This window comes from Chitinophaga parva, assembly GCF_003071345.1.
In the GTDB taxonomy this organism is placed as follows: Bacteria; Bacteroidota; Bacteroidia; order Chitinophagales; family Chitinophagaceae; genus Chitinophaga; species Chitinophaga parva.
On the sequence record NZ_QCYK01000002.1, the window covers coordinates 70,326 to 91,009 of the forward strand.

The window sequence follows — 20,684 nt, forward strand, 5'->3', positions numbered from 1 at the left end:
TTTTTCATATTGGAAATTCAAAAGCCTTCCGGTTTTAGCCGGAAGGCTTTTGCTTATTGGTTCCAGTTAGGGTTCTGCTTTAGGTTTTGGTTAAGCAGCAGTTCCTGTGTGGGGATGGGATAAAGATAATCCCGGTCTTCCCTGAACTTCTTGGGGATGTTGGCGTTCACAGTGATGTTGCCGCCGCTCTCGCCGTTTTCCAGCACGATGTCTGTGCCCAGTTTCAGGTACTGTGGGCCGCTGCCGCTGGGCTGCGTGCCGGTGTAGATCACCAGGTCTACCTTACCGTCTCCGTCCAGGTCATAATTGCCGGTACCGGGGAAGTAAGCGCCTTTGAATACATCAGTAAGCAGGTGGCCTTCTTTCCAGCGCATGAGGTCATTCCAGCGGAAGCCTTCCATTACCAGCTCTATGCGGCGCTCCCGGCGGATCTCCAGGATCACACCTTTATTGGCGCCCGTTACGTTCGTGTACTGGCTGGCCAGGTAGGGATCGGGATTGGCGTTGGCGGCAGCCAGGTCCAGGTTTGGCATATCCACGCGGTCGCGCAGCAGCTTGATGGACTTGTTGACATCATCCTGGGTCAGGGTGCCCAGTTCTGCTTTGGCTTCTGCATACACCAGCAGCACTTCCCCATAGCGGAAAATGGACAGGGGATTGTAGTTGCGGGTATAGGCATCGTCTGCGGTGCTGGTCACATATTTCACGATCTGGTAGCCAGTCATGGTGCCATTATACATGGGCGGTACGGTGAGCGTACTGTTTATACGCTTGTAGCCCGGTGTACGGATGGTCTGGGCCAGGCGGGGATCGCGGTTCTGGCATTCATCGTAGAACTGCATGGTGGCGTAGCCGGGTTTGTCCGTAAAGCGGCTGCCATCTTTCATCAGGTAACTGTTCACCAGCCGTTTTTCCATGCCCGGTTTACCATAAGAGGGCGTCAGCGTATAGTAGTTCACGTTATGAAACTTCTGCAGGCTGTTGCTGTACTGGCGGTAGAGGATCACCTCGTCCGTAACCGGGGTGAGGGAGGCAAAGAGATCGCGGTAAGATACAGCGGCAGTGGTGCGGTATATCTTGTACACATTCAGGTTCATCAGCGTTTGCGCGGCATCTGCTGCCTGGCTCAGGAAGCGGTCTGCATCCGGCAGGTTGAACTCCCTGTGGTACTTGCGGAAAGTACCCTCAAACAGGCAGAGCCTTGCCTTCAGGGCCAGGGCCGTGTATTTGGTCACCTCGCCGGGGTCTTTGGTGGCAGGCAGGTGGGCAATGGCATAATCAATATCTACCAGCACAGAATCCATCACCAGGGTGCGTGGATCGCGGGGGCGCGTCATTTGCGTAGTATCGCTGATGTCGAGGTAAGTGGAGTACCAAGGTACATCTCCAAAACGCTGCACCATGTTGGTGTAAAAATAGGCGCGGAAGAAATGGGCCTGTCCCGCATATTTATTGGCAATGGAAGTATCTATGCCGCCGCGGGTATAATTGGCCAGGAAATAATTGATGTTACGCAGGTTGGTCCATTTCCAATTGCCATCCGCAGCGGAGTTGGGCACTGTACGCGTACCATACACATTGTCTGCCACAGAGTTCTTCACCATGTTATCAATATCCTCGTTATACAGGCTGGTAAAGCCGTTGTTATCATTGTCCGCGTTCGGGAACATGGGATCATAGAAAGAATGCACATAGAGTTGCAACTCATTCTCCGTGTTAAAACCATTGGCCGGTGAGATGGCCGACAAGGGCTGCCGGTCCAGGAATTTGGAACAGCTGCAAAGCAGCAGTACCAGCCCGGCGGCTATTTTCAGTTGATGTTTCATACACATGCGATTGAAAGAATTAGAAGGTGACGTTCAGGCCTACGGTGTAGGATTTGAAGAAAGGATACTCATGCCCGCTCTGGTCTGCAGCATCCGGGGTTACCTGCTCCGGGTCTATGTATTTTGTTTTAAGTGTGGTCCAGGTAAACAGGTTGGAGCCGGTGGCATACACCCGCAGGTGCTGCATCTTCCAGCGGCGCACCAGGCCCTCGGGCAGGTTATAACCCAGCGTCAGGTTCTTCAGGCGCACGTAGGCAATGTTCTGCAGGTATTTGTCATTGGCAAAGTAGAGCTCTCCTCCGGAGTTCAGCGCTTCATAACCTCTCAGCAGGGGGAAGTAGGAATCGGGGTGTTCCGGTGTCCAGATCTTGCTTTGAAAATCTTTCGGGATGAAGGAGTAGTAGGGACGGGTGTAAGGGCCCCAGAACTTACCGGCTTCCGAACCGGGATACCAGTTCTGCTTACCAATGCCCTGGAACATGGCGGCGATGTCGAAATTGTTCCAGCTAAAGCCCATGCGCACCCCAAAAGAGTAGCGGGGCAGCTTGTTACCAATGCGCTTCAGGTCACCATGATTGGCAAGGGTGTTCTGGCCCTGGTTGATAATGCCGTCAGGTTTGCCGGTGACCGGGTCTGGCTGGTCTACAAACTTCATATCGCCGGGGTGCAGTTTGCCCCACTCACCGGGCGAGCTTTGGATCTGCTTGTTCACATAGGCCTGGTTCACCTGGTAGTTGGCAATATCTGCATCGTCCTTAAAGAAGCCATCCACGCCAAAGCCCCAGATCTCACCCAGTTGCTCACCTACGTAATGATTGCTCAGCAGCTTATTGGGATTATCAAACTTGGTGATCTTTGCCGTGTAATCAGAAAGCACTACGCCAAAGTTGTAACGGAAAGCCTTGCTGGCTATTTTGCCGCCATCTTCCCATGACAGGCTCAGGTCCCAGCCTTTGGTCACCAGGTCGCCGGCGTTCTGCGTGGGGGCGGTGGCGCCAAATACGGCAGGCACTGTTTTACCGGGGATCAGCATGTCCGATGTTTTGCGGGAATACACATCCACACTGGCCTGCAGGCGGTCCTGCAGGAAGGCTGCGTCAATGCCCCCGTCAATGGTGGCAGATTTTTCCCAGGTAAAGTTGGGAGAGATGGGCGCCGGGGAACTGAGGGTCTGCACCTGCACCCCATTGTTGATCCAGTTGCTCAGGGAGCTGCTCAGCACCGGCACGTACGGATACAGCAGGGCCGTAGAAGTGGCACCGCCGGGGGCCTGGTTGCCCAGGGAGCCATAAGAACCGCGTACTTTCAGCGAGGAGACCACCTGCTTTACGCGCTTGAAGAAAGGCTCTTCACTCACGCGCCAGCCGGCAGATACGGAGGGAAAGAAACCAAAGCGGCGGTCTGCCGGGAAGCGGGAGCTGCCATCATAGCGGCCGTCCACTTCCAGTAAATATTTGTCGTTGTAATCATAGTTAATACGGCCAAAATAGCCCAGCAGCGCCCATTCTGCGGCATTGCCGCCTGCCTGTTGTGTGCCGGTGCCCAGGTCCAGCTGGTTCAGGTCTTCAGAGAGCAGGTTCTGGCGCATGCCGGTGTTGGTCTTGTACCGTTGCAGCTCCACGTTATAACCACCTATTGCTTTGAAGTGATGCAGGTTGAAGCCTGTTTCATAAGTGGCAAACAGGTTCAGGGAGTGGTGCTGGTCCAGGTGGCTGTTATCATTGAGCTGGTCATACCCCAGGTACTGTACCACGCCGGGATAAATGCTCCATGGGATCATGGTGCGGCGCTGGTAGTCGGAGTAAGGTGTCAGTTCATAGCTGTAGTTGCCCGTCAAATGGAGGCCTTTGGCCAGGCGTGCATCAAAGCCAAAGGTTTGCTGCAGGTCATAGTTGCGGGTGCCGCCTTTGGTCTTGCCATGCTGCAGGTCTGCAAAGATGCCGTTGCCAATGTCGTAGTTGTTGAGGTACGTGCGATAGCTGTAAGTACCATCGGGGTTAGTAGGCGCATAAGCCGCCAGTGCATGCACCGAAAAGTTAAAATAGTTGGCGTTGTAGCCCCAGCCCGGGTACGTGTAGTCCTGTGCGGCAAACTGGGTGTTGCTGCTCAGGGTAAACCAGTCGGTCAGGTGGGCGTTGAACTTAGCGCGGAAGTTATAGTTATTGAAAACATCCTCGTTGCGGCTGTACATGCCTTTCTGCTGGTAGTAGCGGCCAGACACATAATAGTCCACTTTTTCGTTACCACCGCTTACATCCAGGCTGTGTTCCATGGAAGGCAGGTTGTTGCGGAACAGCCAGTGCCACCAGTCGGTGCTGGCGTAGTACACGTACTGGTCTTTGCCATTGCGGTTCTGGATGGTTACAGATGGCAGGCTTTTATCTGTCTGACGCGCTTTCAGCGCGGCATAGTCATCCTGGTTATACCCGCTGTACGATGTACCATTGTGACGGCTGAAGGCCTGGTCTACCAGTGTAATATCGTCATACCCGTCCGTGATAAAATCATCACTGGTGGTCATGCGCTGTATGCCAAAATTAGCACCGTAGTTCACCCGCAGTTTTCCCTGGCGGGAGCGCTTGGTGGTAATGAGCACCACACCAAATGCGCCACGGGCACCATAAATGGCGGAGGATGCGGCGTCTTTCAGCACAGACACGCTTTCCACGTCGCGGGGGTTGAGGTAGGCCGTGTTGCCCGGTACGCCGTCAATGAGGATAAGGGGTGTACCGCTGTTGTTATTCACAGAAGCATACCCGCGCACGTTGAACTTGGGCGTGGCGCCGGGGTGGCCGTCTGCGAAAGTGATGTTCAGGTTGGGGATCACGCCCTGCAGGCCGGTACCAATGTTGGACATAGGACGGTCCTGCAGTACTTCGGAGCCCACCTGGGTAACGGCGCCGGTAAGGTTCACTTTCTTCTGGGTGCCGTAACCTACTACCACGATGTCACTGATATTAGACGCAGTGGCGTGCATGCGGATGAGCAGTGCGTTCTTGTCGCCGGGCCTTACCAGGTAATGGTGAATGGGCTCAGCGACAAAGCCCACGTAGCGGGCGGAGAAATCGTAGCTGCTGTCGGCAGCAAGGTTGCTCACTACGAAGAGGCCTTTTTCATTGGTGCTGGTATTTTGCACCATACGGCCGGAGGGGGTGGTTACCACGATGGTGGCGCCAGGGAGGGTTTCTCCCTTGTCTGTCACCACCGAGCCCTTTACCTGTGCACTTTGCTGCGCGTGCAGTGGCAGGGCAAAACCCAGCAGGAGGGCGGCTATGCCCCCGTACTTTTTGACGTTGTAGAAGTAATGCATACAAGTGAAGTTTTAGGCAATAGAAAGCCTGCACGCCTTTCCAGGCGGGTGTTTGGACAATCTATGTTCCCAGGACTTTAGTTTGATTTTTTGATGATGATCCGGTTGTCCTGCCATTGATAGGTCAGGTCGTCAATGTTGCAGATCACGTTAATGATGGTTTCCAGGTCGTCTGTGGGCAGGAAGGTGCCGGTAAATGCCAGTTGGTCTGCGCCCGCCTGCGCGTATTCGATCTTCACACCAAAGCGCCTGCCAATGCGGTCAAACACCTGGTCCAGCCGCTCTCCGGAGAATGACAGGGGCTGCAGCGCCATGCCTTCATTGCCGGTGGAAGGAGCTTTTGGTACCTCGATGGTGCTGCTGCCCGCGCTGCGCGTTACCTGTACGTTGCTAAGCTGGTCATCTACCACACATTCCTGGCCGGGGTGGAGGTAAATGGCCTGGAGCCTTGCATTGCGCTGGCTGGAACGTACTACCACCCGGCCTTCCAGCAGTTGTACCCGCACAGTGGTACTGCTTTGTTGCGTGGTGAGGGTGAACGTGGTGCCCAGCGCTGTAACGCCTATGCCTTTTGCATAAGCAGTAAAGGGCAGTCCTGCATTGCGCGCCACTTTGAACTGGCCTTTGCCTTCCAGGTATACATCGCGCGTGTTACTACCCGGTGTGCTGCGGCCCATGTGCAAAGGATAACGGATGTAGGAGCCGGGATACAGGATGGCCACGGAGCTATCGGGCAGCGTGTATTGCTGCGGCGTGCCCTTGCGGTTGATAAGCCCGGCCCACTGGATAGCAGGTGCCGGCTTTACGGCTGGTTTTATGGCTTGCTGTGCTACCGGTGTGGCGGGTTGGGTAAACCGGTTGTACCCCAATGCCACCACAATAGCCAGCGAGGCGGCAATAGCGGCGCGGCTTACATAATACATGAACGCTTTGCGGGGGCGTGTGTGTGTGTGCACGTAAGCCCGCATGCGTGCGGATGCATTGCCCGCCAGGGCGGTTTCACCGTCTGTCTGTGCCCACGCTTCGCGGAGCAAGGGATGTTCCGGGTGTTGCTGCAGGTATTCCGCAACGGCTGCTGCTTCTGCAGGATCACATTGCCCCTGTAAAAACTTTTCAATCTGCTCGTCTGGAATCTGCTGCATGAAGTGTGTGACTTGGAAAAACGATCTGGTTTTGAAACTATATACAACTGGTCATGGGCTTTCCCCTGCTCTTAACATTTAGTTAATATGGGAAATGGCATCATTGGGCCGGGCATCGCATGTGGCGGGCATTTGCGCGTTGAGGGCGCCCAGCAGCCATACCAGGGGGATCAACTTTTTCATGGCGCGTATAGCTTTAAGGATATGGTCCTCCACGGTTTTTACAGATACAGAAAGCTGGTCAGCTATTTCTTTGTTACTATAGCCATGTACCAGGCGGAGGATGAGCACCCGCTGCCGCACGGGAGGCAGGTGCACCAAAGCCGCTTCCAGCTGATCTTTGCGGGCAAAACGTTCATCGGGGTCTGTATACGGCTCCAGGGGATATTGCAGGGAAATGTGGGTCTTGTATTCTTTTTCCGTAGCCAGCTTGCGGAAATGATTAATGAGCAGGCTATGGGCCATCACAAAAAGCTGCTTGTCCAAAGAGTGCTCTTCAGACAAGGTGCTCCTATACTGCCAGAGGCGGATAAAACATTGCTGAGTAAGGTCTTCCGCAGTGTTATGTAACTGCACACGCTTCAGAAAAAAGCGGAACACCTTGATGTGCAGGAGCTGGTAGGCCTCGTCGAAAGCAGCATAATTTCCATTCCTGATCTCAGTAACGCTGTGCATACGGTTTTGGCATTGGCCGGCCAAAGTAAAACACCTGCACTGCTTTTTCAGGGGAAGGGGCAGAAGTTAATGAAAAGGTAAAATACCTATTATGTACGAAATGTTTCGTAGATTACTGTTATGAGATACATCTTGTTTGTTTGCTGCTGCGTGCAGCTATGCGCAGGCCATGCCCGGGGGCAGGACAACCTCCCTGCCCCTGACGCGGGGGCCGTTTCAGCGAAGGGGTATTACAACCTCTTTGCCAGCCACCCCATCCATGGTGTGGTGCTCATTGCAGAACAGGGGCACATCATCGTCCAGCAGGGGTTTGGGCACCAGGTTGGAGATGCCTTCCAGCTCGGCTCCATATCCAAATCCTTTACCGCACTGGCAGTGCTCCAACTGGCGGCACGCCGGCAAATCTCGGTGCAGGACCCCCTGGTGAAGTATTTCCCGGATTTCCCATTCCCCGGCATCACCATACGGCACCTGCTCACCCATACCTCCGGTCTGCCGGATAAGGAAGAATTATTTTTCCCCCTCATTGAAAAAGATAGCACCCGCCGCTTTTACAATGAAGACATTATACCTGCGTTAAGGGGCCACCAGCTTGCCTTTGCGCCCGGGAGCAACTGGCGGTACAATAATGTAGGCTACGCGTTACTGGCTTCCCTGGTAGCACGGGTAAGTGGTATGGCCTTTGGCCAATACCTGCACCGCTATGTCTTTACTCCCGCGGGCATGACACATACTTACCTGTTGGATAGCACCCGGATGGTGCCGGGCTACCTGGTGCGCCACCATTACCTCGGCGATATGGAGAGCATTTACCAGAGTAAAAAGGTAAGGCCCTGGACATACAACCTGCGCTGGCTGCAGGGACCTACAAACGTAGTGAGCACAGCGCAGGACCTGTTGAAATATGACCAGGCACTTTCCACGCACCGCTTGCTCAGGGCCGATCCCTGCGTTCCGCTCACGGCCGCACAGCCGGGCGAATTTGGGCCCGCCGCTTACGGTTACGGATGGTTTATACCGGTAGACACCAGCGCCGGCAAAGTGGCCATGCACACGGGAAAAGAGCCGGGAGCATTCAGTTTTTTCTGGAGGGATATTACGCACCGCCGGGTGGTGGTGCTGCTGGATGATTATGAAAGCCCGGATTTTGGGGATGCCTGTAGGGGCAGTGTAAACCTGCTCTCCGGTCGTCCATATTTTCCGGAAGCAGACCATGGCAGGCAGTCGCTTTTTCTGCCTTATGTCCAGAAGCTTTACCGGGAGGGCATAAATACGGCAACCGTATTTTTTAATGAGCACCGTGCAGACACTGCACACTATATTGCCACGGAGTGGGAGCTGAATGCACTGGGGTTGGAATTACTGGAGGATGGGCATAACGCGGCTGCCACAGAAGCGCTGAAACTGGCCACCCTGCTGTACCCCGGGAGCTGGAACACCTATGACAGTTATGGTAAGGCCCTGCTGCAAAGCGGAGACACTGCTAACGCTGTGCGCATGTACGAAAAATCTGTGACAATGTTTCCCGGCAATGAGCCGGCAAAGAAGATCCTGGCCGTGTTGAAAAGCCGGTAAGCCCTTGCCAGGCCTGCATTGCCCGGCGTAGGGCCATTGGTTAGATCTGCATACTAGCCTTTAGTTCCAGGTACTTATTCACCGCATTTACCGTCAGTTGTTCCGGTGTGCTCAGCACCGTGATAATACCATAGCGGTTCAGTTCCTTCGCGATCAGCCTTTTCTCGTCTGCAAATTTCTGGGCAATGGTCTGTATGTAAATATCTTCCGTAGTATGGGCCATGCCGCTGGTAAGGGCGCGGAGGCCGGTATTTTCAAAGAAGATCACCATCACCAGGTGGTAGCGGGCCAGCTTGCGCAGGTAAGGGAGCTGGCGCTGCATGCCGGAAAGAGATTCAAAGTTGGTAAAGAACACCAGCAGGGAACGTTGTGTCAGCGATGTGCGCAGTAGCACGCTGAGGCGCTGGAAGTCCGCTTCCTGCCACTGGGTTTCCTGGGCATACAGCATTTCCAGGATCTTGTTCAGCTGCACTTTTTTATTGGAAGGAGGGAGATAATCCGTTTGGCGCTCTACAAATGTAGCCAGTCCGGTCTTATCACCTTTCTGCAGGGCCACATTGCTGAACACCAGGGTGGAGTTGATCGCGTAGTCCAGCAGGGTAAGGCCGTCAAAAGGCATTTTCATGATGCGGCTCTTGTCAATGATGCAGATCACCTGTTGCGACTTTTCTTCCACGTAGTTATTCACCATCAGCGTGCCGCCCCGGCGGGCGGTGGCTTTCCAGTTGAGGGTGCGCACATCGTCACCCTGCACGTATTCCTTAATGTGGTCAAACTCCATGCTGTGGCCTATGGTACGGCGGCGATGCACGCCCAGGTCCTGCATTTTGTTCTGGAAACCCATGAACTCATACTGGCGCAGCTGCATGTAGGACGGGAACACCTTCACCACCTGCGGTGTGGCGGCAGGGTAGTGGCGCTCTGCCAGGCCGAAGAAAGATGTTACCAGCAGGTTGGCATGTCCAAAGCTGTATTCTCCACGCTCCACGGGGCGCACGTTGTAAGAGAATACATGGCTTTTTTGCGCGGGAATGCGCGCCTGCAGCACAAAATCGCGGCGCTGGAACTGGAAGGGCAGTTCCTCCAGCACCTTTACCCGGATGGGGAAGCGGTGCGGGTTGTCCACCGTAAGGCTCACACTGTTCTGGTCACCATTACTGAAACGCTGGGCCATGCGGCGTGCCGCAGCCACCGGCACACGGGTGCCAAACAGCAGGAAAATATCCATGATCACCAGCAGCGTAAGCGCCAGTGCACAAAAGCTGGCGATGAAGAACAATGGTGGCACAAAAAAGGCCACCACCAGGCCCAGGATAATGGCCAGGGCCGTGAGATAGAACCGGCTGGTGAAGAAAAGCGCTTTATAAAATTGTTTAAGCATAATGGTATGCTGTTAGGGCGTCAGCGCCTACCTGGGCACCTCTACATTTTTCAAAATTTCCTGGATCACTTCATCGGGGCTGATGCCTTCCATCTCCCGCTCCGGCGTAAGCATAATGCGGTGGCGCAGGATGTGGGGCGCGATGTACTGGATGTCATCCGGCGTTACAAAGTCGCGGTTCTTCATGGCCGCTACCGTTTTGGCGCAGTTCATAATAGCCAGGGATGCGCGGGGCGACGCGCCCATGTACAGCGACGAATTGAGGCGGGTAGCCTGTATGATCTCGGAGATGTAATGCAGTAGTTTGTCTTCTATCACCACGCCGCGGATCTGGAGCTGGAAATCCGTGATCTGCTGTCCGCTCACCACTTTTGCGGCCTGCAGGGCAGAGCCGCCTTTGCGGTGCTCACGGTGGGCTGTCTGCAGCATGGTCACTTCTTCCGCGGCAGTCGGATATTGCACGATCACTTTGAACAGGAAGCGGTCCAGCTGGGCCTCCGGCAGGCGGTAAGTTCCTTCCTGCTCAATGGGGTTCTGGGTGGCTATCACCATGAAGGGCGGGTCTATCTTGTAGGTGATACCATCGTTGGTCACCTGCTGCTCTTCCATTACTTCAAAGAGGGCAGATTGTGTTTTGGCCGGGGCACGGTTGATCTCATCCGTCAGCACAATGTTGGCAAACACGGGGCCTTTCTTGTATTCAAATTCGCGGCTGTTCGGGTTGAAAACCGAGGTGCCCAATACGTCTGCCGGCATCAGGTCCGGGGTGAACTGGATGCGGGCAAACTGTGCATCCACGCATTGCGCCAGCAGCTTGGAGGCCAGGGTCTTGGCCACGCCGGGCACCCCTTCCACGAGGATATGGCCTTCGGAAAGCAGGCCTATGATCAGCAGGTCCACCATCTGGTGCTGTCCCACGATCACTTTACCGATCTCCGCGCGGATGGCCAGGATGGCATCCTGCAGGACGGTGAAATTGGTGCGGTTCTGAAAACCCTGAAATTCCATTTCTTCCATTGACTAATTATTTTGATAAAACTGATGGGTTGCGGTATAAAATGCGTGAAGGTCTTCGTCCGTAAAGTTATATCCCTGGCGGGCCTGGAGCGCCTGGTACACCAGGGCGCGGGTGTCTTCCGGGGGATAGCCCGATTTGCGCGACAGGGTTTCCATGAAGGCTTCATCCAGCTCCTGCGTGTTCAGGCTATAACGGTTACGGATATACTCTAATAACTGCATGGCCATTTTACCGGCCAGGTTCGTATTGTTATGGTGTTCAAAATACAGTTTGCCCATGGTCTTCACAAACTCCACGGAAGTATTGGCCACCGGAGGTATTTCGGGAATGATGCGCTGCCGGCGCTTGCTCTCAAACACAATGTAGAAGAGCACCGTAAGCAGTGTAAGCCACACTGCCCAGCGGATGGGCGGGTAACGCTTCATGAGTGCAAACAGGCCGTTGCTGTCATCAGCATCTGTACGGGGCGCCGTCTGGTATTTGTAAAATTCATCCCAGTACAGCGTGTTGTTGTTCACGTAATTGGGCACATACCCAAACACGTTCTCCATAAAGCGGTGGTTGTTGTGGCTCAGGAGCGGGTAGTTGGTCAGCGCCACAGGATCCAGCAGGACCAGCACCCGGCCGCTGCCCTGGGCAATGGTGATGAAGGTGGCCTTATGGTCACGGTCTGTGGCCAGGATGGTGGTCACCGCGGTATCCACGCTGGTGAAGTAGTTGGCAGCGTGCAGGGAGCCGCCCAGGAAAGTACGCTGGTCCAGCAGGGGGCTGAGGAAGTTAATGACCGTGTCCTGTTCCCGCGTCCGTTGCATGCCGAAGAATTGCCCGTCTGAGTAAGCGGTCCTGAAGCCAAAAGTGGCGTCCAGCGCGGAGTCTGGCCTGCAAATGCCCAGTACCAGGGTGTTGCCATCTTCCACAAATGATTTCATGGCGCGCAGGTCGCCGGGGCTGGTGTAGTTATGGTTTGCCAGGATCACATATATATTGCCTCCGTCCTTCATCGATGCGTTCCTGTTATATGCCGATGCAAAGGAGCGGGTGATCACACTGGGTTTCTTATCATCCCAGAGTTGCTGCAGCCAGTGGTACGCCACGTAGCCGCCGTAAGGCCTTTTGTCCTTGTAAGAATAAGTGACGTCCCGGGGCTGGGCGGTATTTACCTCGTTCCGGCCGGCCGTGGTGGCAGACAGGGCGGCTACCAGCTGCAGGATCACCAGCAGCAGGAGCAGCCCCAGTGGGATCAGGATATACTTTGCTTTCACGATTGCTGCAGGTCTTGTTTAAATGCGTTGAATTGAGCGTGGATCTTTTCAAAATCAGCGCCCGAGAGCTCAAAGTGGCCGTAGCACACATATTCGTAGTCCAGCGTAAGCAGGGAGAACGGTTTGTACCAACGGGTGTTCCGTACATCCGTCAGGTAATCGTAATTGGTCTTATGCTGTCCCAGCCGCAGCAGGCCTTTGTGGTGCATCTGCTGCAGGGTGTAGAGGTACAGGTAGCGGGTGGCAGCGGTCCAGTTGCCCGCCGCCACGGCCTGTTGCAGCAGGCCTTCAAAGTTGGCGGTGGCCACATCCTCATCCTGCTGCGCAGGCACTTCCGCCACTTCCGCGAGTGGCTTTGATTTGCGGCGGAAGAGCTGTACTTCATTGCTTTGCAGGATATAAAAGATCACCAGCACCAGCGTGGCAGAAAGCAGGATGTAGAGCGTAGGCATGAAAATGACATTCAGCAATGCCTGCAGGCCCACTATGAAAGCGGAGGGCTTGCCTTCGCGCGTGTTGTAATTAAGCGCTTTGTCTTTCAGCATTTTTTCCCTGGCATCCTCCCCCAGGTTGCGCGGCCAGCGGCTGGCGTAGTCTATGTCTGCGCGGGCGCCTTCAGGAGCATTGGAAGTATCGTACAGGGCATGGTTCCCATTGCGCACGCGGTCTTCCAGCGCGGTGTAGTTGGTGGCTGCGTCGGAGGTGACGGAATCCGGCTCATAACCTTCCGCCGCGGCGCTGTCCACTACAGTGGTGGCATCGTAAGTAGTATCTGTAGGCACCTGGTATCCATAAACAGTGTCCTGTTGCTGCGCCGCCGCCGGCAGGGCCGTAAGCGCGGTGTACAGTGCTACCAGTATTGTCCATATTTTTTTTCGGTCACGAAACATTTACTCAATCGGTTTTTCAGGTATGCGCACTTTGCCATCCACGTCCAGGGTATAGCCCTTGCGCTGCAGGTAGATGGGATAAAAGACAAAATAGAACAGTACAAAGCCCAGGGAGGCCAGGAGAATGAAAAGGCTGATGGCCAGCGGCATATGCGTATGCCGGGTTACAAAACCTTCCAGTATACCGGCGCACACCAGCATGGGCACTACCATCACCATGACCTTCAGCCCGTCCCGGGCGCCCTGCTTCAGGGAATCCACGCGGCGCAGCGTACCGGGAAACAACAGGCGCGATGCCATGATGAAGCCCGCCGTGCCAGACAGGATCAATGCAGAGATCTCCAGTGTGCCATGGATCCAGATCACCAGCACAGACGGCATACCCAGGCCTTTGGCAAAGAACATGTACTGGAATGAGCCCAGCATGAGGCCATTCACAATGAGCGTATAAAAAGGCCCCAGGCCGGCCATGATGCCGCCTGCAAATGTTTGCAGGGCAATGGAAATATTGTTCCAGGCTATCTCCAGGAACATGGTCACTTCATTGCCATTGTTATACACGCCAAACGGGTCGCCGGAGGCAATGTTTCGCTCTGTCATATTCACATATTCATCGCCCAGGATGCTGCGTACAAAAGTATCGTCATGCGCGGCAGACAAAACGGCGATAACGCAGAAAAAAAGGAAGTACAGCGTGGTAAATAAAAAGATGCGCTGGTAGCGGCGGAAGGTAAGGGGCAGTTCCAGGAAAAAGAAATTGCGGATGCGGCCCTGGCCCTCCTTACGGTTTTTATAAATGCGCTGGAAAATAGTGGAGGCAAGCCCGTTGATATAATTCGTCACCTTGCTAAAGCCATAAAAGGTCTTGGCATAGGCCAGATCGTCGAGCAGGGTGGTAAAGTCGGCGGCCATTTCATCCGGGTCTTCCGCGGGTTGCTCCTGGATCTTCTGCCAGCGTTCACGGTTGCGTTTTATGAAAAGTGACTCTCTCATTCCTTAAATTTACGGGGCACTTTAAAAACTGTGGGTTAAATGAAAAACATTTTTCTTAGCAGCACAAGATATAATCATTTTAGTAAATTCGTTCATGTCTTCTATTAAAATACCTACCGCCTTTAACATTGACCTCGAATTTGAAGCGGCCGATACGGGCAAACGTTTGTTAGCCTATCTTATCGATTCCGCTGTGCGCATCGTGTTCCTGCTGGCGCTGATCTTCCTGGACAGCCAGGTGCTGCACATAGAGAATGCCTCTTTGGATGGCATTTACTACGGCATCGTGGTGGCCATCCCCTTCACCCTTTATTTTTTCCTGTGTGAGTGGCTCATGGGGGGGCGTACCCCCGGCAAGGCCGCGGTGGGCATTAAGGTGGTAAGCCTCATGGGTAATCAGCCTACCGCCGGCCAGGTAGCCTTGCGTTCTCTTATGCGTTTCATAGAATCACCCATGGTGTTCTGCGGCGCCGTGGCCCTTATCGCCATTGCCCGCTCTCCCTACAGCCAGCGTGTGGGCGACCTGGTAGCCGGCACCATCGTGGTGGATACCAAGGCTAAGCACAGCCTGGACCAGACCATTTTCCGCAACATAGCGGTGGACTACCAGCCCCAGTTCTTCCAGATCCTCAAACTGTCTGACAAGGACCTCAATAAGGTGAAGGAACTGCTGGACAGGGCCGTAAAACAGCAGGATTTTGTACTGGCGCACCGCGTGGCGGAGCGTGTAAAAACGGTGTTGAAAATTGACACACAGATGAACGACATGATGTTCCTCGAAACCCTGCTCAATGATTATAACTACCTGGTAACAAGGGCATAGCTCTTTATAGCGCTGCGCGCAATGGCCCTGCCGGGAGGCGGGGCTTTTTTATGCAAAAAAGTCCCGCCGGGAAATGTGGCGGGACGTACGTACCGGTCGGGAAAAATAGCGCTTAACTAAGCCCTATGCTGCCAATGCGCTGATCCAGGTCCTGCGCATTGCCACCAGGCCCGATATAACGGGCGCTCCCAAAACCCAGCATGGGAATAAAAATAAAGCCCAGGAAAAAGATACCTACCGCAAACCCCGCGTCCTTGCCGAAACTTCTTGCCAGCAGGTAACATACCATCACGGCCGCGTAAATGTTCACCAGCGGGATGCAGAACAGGAACAGCCACCACCAAGGTTTGCCGATCACCTTCAGCAGGATGATCAGGTTGTAAATAGGAATAATGGCTTTCCAGCCTTCTTCCCCGGCCTTTTGGAATATTTTCCACATACCGGCAATGGACGCAATGATAGCAAGGAAATAAATGAAGGACATAAAGCCCATAACTGCCCCCATCCCGGAGGTACCATTGGAGTACTCATTCATGATTTTTCGTTTTTTGAGGATTATGATTGATGGTTATTGCACATGCAGAGCGTGGGGCATCCACACAACACGGGTCCGTATCATTGGGGTGTTTAATTCGGAGTCCTGAAATTCCAGAACCGAATTTATTCAAAAATTGAGATCGTTAAGGTATTAAAATATAAGTTATGTGTATAAATGCACATGTGTTTCCGGGCATAAAAAAATCCCGCCGGGAATAGCCGGCGGGATAATGATGTTTGCTGTTGCGGTGCTTAAACAGATTGACCGATACCCTGTATGGTGTTATCCACGTTTTCCCCGGAAACACCGCCCGGGCCTAAGTACACGGCGTTGCCGAAGGCCAGGATGGGATAGAAAATGAAAGACAGGAAAAACAGGCCCACGGTGAAGCCGGTATCCTTGCCAAAGCTCTTGGACAGTTCATTCAGCGCCACGATGATAAAGTAGATGTTTACCAGCGGAATGCAGCAAAGGAAGATCCACCACCAGGGCTTGCCAATGATGCGGAACTGTATCACAGCGCTGTAAATAGGAATGAGGCTAGCCCAGCCTGGCTGGCCGGCCTTGGTAAAAATGCGCCAGCTTACTACGATAAAAAAGGCGGACAGGACCAGTGTAAAAAGCATAAAGGTCATCATAAAGCCGGCAAGTGCCAGGGATTGTGTTTGATCCAATTGATCCATAGAAGGGTTCAGTGGTTTAAGGGGGTGAATAAGAATATAGTTTAATGTAAATGTATGTGTTTTTATTTAAGGATTAAAGTCTTACTACAATGGTGTTGGACAGCCGGTCGTGCAGCGGACCGCCCGGCGTAAAGGCAAAGATAAGATCCAGGGGAATAAGGCGGCACAGGCTGCGGGTAAGGGCTTTGGAAAATGTGATGCGCGCGCCGTCTGCCTGTACGGCTTCCGTGCCGGTAAGGCGCTTGCCCATGGTTTGCCCGCCCAGCCAGGTTTCCTGCAGGGTGTAGTATGCCACGTACAGCAGCACGCAGCAGCCCATGTATACCAGGTTGAAGAGCGCCGGCCCACCTGCCAGGGGGCGAAGCAGGATAGAGGGGAAATTGTACCCGAATATGCGGGTGGGGATGTACAGGAGGATAAAATTGGCTGCAAACAGCGTGGCATAAAAAAGAAAGCAGTCTGCCAGGAAGCTGACAGCCCGTGCAAGGAGCGGTGCTGCGGTGAGCGTGCGCCTTTGCTCAATTTCTTCGAGATGTAGTTCGGTCAGGTGCTGATTGTTGGCCATAAGCGAAACAATTCCACCGCGGGGGTGGTAACCCAATGTAAGCAAAATACGGGCAAAAAATGCCACCGGCATGGACCGCCGGCGCACAAAAATGCCCGGGTTTTGCGACCCGGGCATTTGATAAGTTGTATTTGAACCAGTTGCGTATTTACTTCCTGGTCTTTACGACGGTCGTTCCGGTAATGGAGTCATGCAAGGGCGTGCTTGCAAGGGCTATTAATGGCGCAAAGGGAATGGAGCGGCACAGGCTGCGCAGGAACGCCTTCCCGACAGACACCGGTTGATAGGTGTTCCGGTCCACGGCACGGGTACCGGTAATGAGTTTTGCCAGGGAGCGGCCTTTCAGTAGGCCTTCGGTCGGCGTATAATAAACAGCCGTAAGCACAGCGCCCCAAAGCAGCTGCCCGGGATAATTCTCCGGCGGGAGGATAAAGTTGAGCAGGGCCCGGTTGCCGGTTAACCCGATCACCACGCCTGCCATGCCGCAGATGATAAAAAAGAACAGGAGCATGAACACGAGGTCCAGGATCATGTTCAGGAAACGGATGCCTTTGCTGGCTTCTTCCGGCGTATCGGCAAATTCCAGCTCGCCCAGTACGGATGGGCTGTTGTCATAAGTAGTATTGGGATCTTGCATATTATTTTTTCTTTTTAATAACAAGGGTGCCGGAAATGGTATCGTGCCAGGGTTGCATGAACAGGCAGAATATAAATTCCAGGGGAATGTGCCGGCACAGGCTGCGCACCAGCGCCTGGGTAAAGTTTACCGGTGCAAAATCCCGGTTGTTCACCGCCTGTGTGCCGGTGATCAGCTTGCCGATGGTCTGGCCCTTGAGCAGCCACTCGGTAAGGGTGTAGTAGGCAATGTTGATGATCGTGCCTCTCAGCATCATCGCATAAAACATTGGCATGTAGCTGGCATAGAACTCACCCAGGTCGCCGCCGGGCGTGTAAACCGGGTACGACGTGGCATTGTAGAGGCCTATCATCACTAAAAGGCCATTGATCATGTTGCCGACAAATGCCAGTACGATGAGATCCAGCAGGAAATTGGCTAAACGGACGCGTTTGCGCACAGGGAGTACATTTTCCGCACCCAGGTCGCCCAGTACAGAATTTTCGGGGCTCAGGTAATTTTCATTCATGATAAGCAGGTATTAAATGGATGTTTAGGAATTACACAATGTACATGTTCATTTTTATATAAGCAATAGCCGGGAGCCTACAGAATTTTAGTGAAAAAAGGCAGTGCCTGCCGGGCTTTTAATCACATTTTAACCGCCCTCCGGTAAGGGCAAAAAACGTAGATTTGTCCGTTCAAGTGCGAGCGGCGTGGTGTTGTAATGAAGATCCTGTTTTTCCACCTGCCGCTAGCGCGCAGAAACGTACCTGTATGCCCATAAACTGGAATATTTTCAAGTCCCCTTTTTTTAAGAAACTGCACTGGAAGGAAATGCTGGCTGTGTTGTTTATCCTGCTGGCCATTTACTTTTTCCGCCAGGAGCGCCACGAACTGCAATCCCTGATCCCTGCTATTTCCGGTGCTAACCAAAGCTGGATGCTGGCCGGCATAGCCCTTACCGGTATTTATATCCTGTTGCAGGCACTCATGTATGTGTACAGTTTCCGCGCCGTGAACGTGCGGCTGGACATCTGGCGCAGCCTGGAGCTTTTCCTGAAACGTAACCTCATTTCCGTATTCCTGCCTGCCGGCGGGGTAAGCTCCCTGGCTTATCTGCCCCAGAGCCTCCGCAAGGGCGACCTGCACAAACAGGAGGTACACCAGGCCTCCGGTATTTATGGATTTGTGGGCATTTTATCCGTGTTCATTGCGGGCATTCCCGTGGTGCTCTTTGCGGTGCTGCGCCACCCCTCGGAGCACGGGCAGTCTGTAATAGGGCTGGTGAGCATCTGCCTTATCTTGTCTGCCGTGGTGGCCCTGGTGTGGGCCATCCGTACCAAAAGTGTTTTGTATCTGTGGCTGGAAAAACAGGTGCCGGCCTTTGCCCAATATGTCAATGAGATTTCTTCCTTTAACCTGCAGAAGGGGGCCTTCACCGGTACGGTGGTGATCTCTGTGCTCATTGAGCTGGCAGGCATCGGGCACCTGTATATCGCCATGCTGGCCTCCGGGGTAACGCCCTCCCTGGAGGCGGCCTGCGTGGGCTACATTGTAGCTACTATTTTCCTCATTGTATCGCCCTTCCTCCGCGGGCTGGGCGCCATTGAGCTCTCATTGGCCTACCTGCTGAGCAGTTACGGTTTCAAGGATGTGCAGGCCCTGGAGATCACCCTGCTTTACCGCCTGTTTGAGTTCTGGCTGCCCCTGCTGGGCGGGCTGGTTGCCTTTGCGCTCAAAGGCCGTAACCTCATCCTGCGCCTGGTGCCGCCAGTGCTCATTTTTTTACTGGGCATGGTCAATATCTTTTCCGTGCTTACCCCACCCCTGGCCAATCGTATGCACATTCTCCGGGCCTATATTCCCGGTGACAGCATTCACGCGTCTAACCTGCTGGTGATCTTTATGGGACTGGTACTGCTGGTCACGGCCACCTTCCTGTTCCGCGGCCTGCGCAGCGCGTGGATCGTGGCATTGCTGGTGTCCATCCTCTCAGCCATAGGCCATATCAGTAAGGCCCTGGATTATGAAGAAGCTTCGCTGGCGGTGATCACGGCGGTAACCCTGCTGGCCACCAGCCGGCACTACCGGGTAAAGAGCAACCGGCAGCTGGTGAATATTGGGGTGATCACGGCGCTGGCCACCTTCTTCGTAGTGGCGGTGTTTGGGTCCATCGGGTTCTATTTCCTGAACTACCGGCATTTTCGCATTGATTTTACCTGGCAGCAATCTTTACTCTACGCATTCCACGCCTTTTTCCTGCTGGATAATGACGGCCTGCGGGCATACACCCGCTTTGGGAACGAGTTTCTCATGGGCATACACGTGCTGGGCGTAAGCGCCTGGGCCTTCCTGTTTTACACCATCATCCGCCCTTACCTGAAGGTGGCGGAGCGTACCAATGTATCGCAGGAAAGAGCCCTGTTCTACCTGAGCCAGTACGGCGATTCCGTGATGGATTATTTTAAGGTAGGGGAAGACAAGCTGCTTTTTGTAAGCGATACCCTGGAAGGTTTCCTGGCTTACCGCATTGCCAATGGGTTTGCCATTGTGCTGGAAGAGCCGGTGTGCAAAGAGGCCAATAAACTGGACCTGCTCCGCGAGTTTGACACCCAATGCCGCAAAATGGGCCTCCGCCCTGCTTTCTACCGGGTAGATGAAGACAGTACCTATTATTTCAACCAGCTGAAGAAGAAAAAACTACTCATAGGCCAGGAAGCCATCCTGGACCTCAACACATTTACCCTGACCGGTAAGGATAAAAAATCCCTGCGCAATGGGCTGAACAGCCTGGCGGCAAAAGGCTTTGTGACCACCATCCACCGGGCACCCCAGAAATCGGGCCTGCTGCAGGCCTTGCGCCAGGTAAGCGATGAATGGCTGGCGCAATATGATGTAAAGGAGCTCACCTTTTCCCAGGGCCTGTTTGATGCGGCGGTGCTGCGCCAGCAGGACATTATCACCGTAACGGACAATGAAGGCCAGGTAGTGGCCTTCCTCAACATCATCCCGGACTATGCCCCCGGCGAGTGCACTTACGACCTGATCCGCAAGACCAACGATGCCCCCGGCGGCGTAATGGACGCCCTGCTGATAGCGCTTATAGAAGACGCCAGGAACAAGGGCCTGCAATTCCTGAACCTGGGCATGGTGCCCATGTCCGGCATTGAAGAGCCGCAGAACACTGCCGAGAAGGTAGTGAAATTTGCATATGAGAATGTGCGCCTTTTCCGCCATTACCAGGGCCTGCGCGATTTCAAGGAGAAATATGCCACCCGCTGGCTCAATAAATACCTGGTATACGAGCACGATTTTGACCTCCTGCAATTGCCGGGGGCCCTGAGTAAGGTGATGCAGCCTTAGCAATATGGAGTGAAATTTGTA

At 54.0% G+C, this 20,684-nt stretch carries 17 protein-coding genes; 3 read left to right on the top strand and 14 right to left on the bottom strand.

Features of this window, described 5'->3' with window-relative positions; genetic code table 11:
- Positions 1–53 precede the first annotated feature (53 nt).
- From DCC81_RS10435 to DCC81_RS10450, 4 genes are all read right to left on the bottom strand, one after another.
- Positions 54–1,826, bottom strand: coding sequence for a RagB/SusD family nutrient uptake outer membrane protein (locus tag DCC81_RS10435; protein ID WP_108686590.1), 1,773 nt, complete (start codon positions 1,824–1,826; stop codon positions 54–56).
- 19 nt (positions 1,827–1,845) lie between these two features.
- Positions 1,846–5,136: a SusC/RagA family TonB-linked outer membrane protein gene (locus DCC81_RS10440; protein WP_108686591.1), complete on the bottom strand. Its 3,291-nt coding sequence runs from the start codon at positions 5,134–5,136 to the stop codon at positions 1,846–1,848.
- A gap of 77 nt (positions 5,137–5,213) precedes the next feature.
- Positions 5,214–6,278, bottom strand: coding sequence for a FecR family protein (locus DCC81_RS10445; protein WP_108686592.1), 1,065 nt, complete (start codon positions 6,276–6,278; stop codon positions 5,214–5,216).
- Between the two features lie 78 nt (positions 6,279–6,356).
- Positions 6,357–6,953, bottom strand: a complete 597-nt coding sequence (locus DCC81_RS10450; protein WP_108686593.1) for an RNA polymerase sigma factor — start codon at positions 6,951–6,953, stop codon at positions 6,357–6,359.
- 120 nt (positions 6,954–7,073) lie between these two features.
- On the opposite strand from DCC81_RS10450, the gene DCC81_RS10455 reads away from it, so the two are divergent.
- Positions 7,074–8,528 (top strand): serine hydrolase domain-containing protein, encoded by a 1,455-nt coding sequence (locus DCC81_RS10455; protein ID WP_108686594.1) that lies wholly within the window; start codon positions 7,074–7,076, stop codon positions 8,526–8,528.
- A gap of 40 nt (positions 8,529–8,568) precedes the next feature.
- Here the strand turns inward: DCC81_RS10455 and DCC81_RS10460 are convergent, their stop codons facing one another.
- From DCC81_RS10460 to DCC81_RS10480, 5 genes are read right to left on the bottom strand one after another with little or no spacing between them, the layout of a single operon-like run.
- On the bottom strand, positions 8,569–9,909 hold the full coding sequence (locus tag DCC81_RS10460; RefSeq protein ID WP_108686595.1) for a DUF58 domain-containing protein: 1,341 nt from the start codon (positions 9,907–9,909) through the stop codon (positions 8,569–8,571).
- Positions 9,910–9,936: 27 nt separating this feature from the next.
- Positions 9,937–10,926 (bottom strand): AAA family ATPase, encoded by a 990-nt coding sequence (locus tag DCC81_RS10465; RefSeq protein WP_240612958.1) that lies wholly within the window; start codon positions 10,924–10,926, stop codon positions 9,937–9,939.
- 3 nt (positions 10,927–10,929) lie between these two features.
- Entirely contained in the window at positions 10,930–12,189 is a 1,260-nt protein-coding gene (locus tag DCC81_RS10470) for a DUF4350 domain-containing protein (protein ID WP_165806543.1), read from the bottom strand.
- Positions 12,186–13,079 (bottom strand): hypothetical protein, encoded by an 894-nt coding sequence (locus DCC81_RS10475; protein ID WP_108686597.1) that lies wholly within the window; start codon positions 13,077–13,079, stop codon positions 12,186–12,188. The genes DCC81_RS10470 and DCC81_RS10475 overlap by 4 nt, the downstream gene beginning before the upstream one ends.
- Positions 13,080–14,072, bottom strand: coding sequence for a stage II sporulation protein M (locus tag DCC81_RS10480; RefSeq protein ID WP_108686598.1), 993 nt, complete (start codon positions 14,070–14,072; stop codon positions 13,080–13,082).
- Positions 14,073–14,166: 94 nt separating this feature from the next.
- On the opposite strand from DCC81_RS10480, the gene DCC81_RS10485 reads away from it, so the two are divergent.
- Entirely contained in the window at positions 14,167–14,895 is a 729-nt protein-coding gene (locus tag DCC81_RS10485; protein WP_108686599.1) for an RDD family protein, read from the top strand.
- A gap of 112 nt (positions 14,896–15,007) precedes the next feature.
- Here the strand turns inward: DCC81_RS10485 and DCC81_RS10490 are convergent, their stop codons facing one another.
- The 5 genes from DCC81_RS10490 to DCC81_RS10510 all read right to left on the bottom strand — a co-directional run bounded on the left by DCC81_RS10490 (position 15,008) and on the right by DCC81_RS10510 (position 17,826).
- On the bottom strand, positions 15,008–15,430 hold the full coding sequence (locus DCC81_RS10490) for a DUF5684 domain-containing protein (RefSeq protein ID WP_108686600.1): 423 nt from the start codon (positions 15,428–15,430) through the stop codon (positions 15,008–15,010).
- Between the two features lie 254 nt (positions 15,431–15,684).
- Complete coding sequence (locus DCC81_RS10495; protein WP_108686601.1) at positions 15,685–16,116, bottom strand: DUF5684 domain-containing protein; 432 nt, start codon at positions 16,114–16,116, stop codon at positions 15,685–15,687.
- Positions 16,117–16,189: 73 nt separating this feature from the next.
- Complete coding sequence (locus DCC81_RS10500; protein WP_165806544.1) at positions 16,190–16,681, bottom strand: RDD family protein; 492 nt, start codon at positions 16,679–16,681, stop codon at positions 16,190–16,192.
- Positions 16,682–16,829: 148 nt separating this feature from the next.
- Complete coding sequence (locus DCC81_RS10505; RefSeq protein WP_108686603.1) at positions 16,830–17,318, bottom strand: RDD family protein; 489 nt, start codon at positions 17,316–17,318, stop codon at positions 16,830–16,832.
- 1 nt (position 17,319) lies between these two features.
- Positions 17,320–17,826 (bottom strand): RDD family protein, encoded by a 507-nt coding sequence (locus tag DCC81_RS10510; protein ID WP_108686604.1) that lies wholly within the window; start codon positions 17,824–17,826, stop codon positions 17,320–17,322.
- A 248-nt stretch (positions 17,827–18,074) separates the two neighbouring features.
- On the opposite strand from DCC81_RS10510, the gene DCC81_RS10515 reads away from it, so the two are divergent.
- A complete protein-coding gene (locus DCC81_RS10515; protein WP_108686605.1) occupies positions 18,075–20,663 on the top strand; it encodes a phosphatidylglycerol lysyltransferase domain-containing protein in 2,589 nt (862 codons plus the stop codon).
- Positions 20,664–20,684 lie beyond the last annotated feature (21 nt).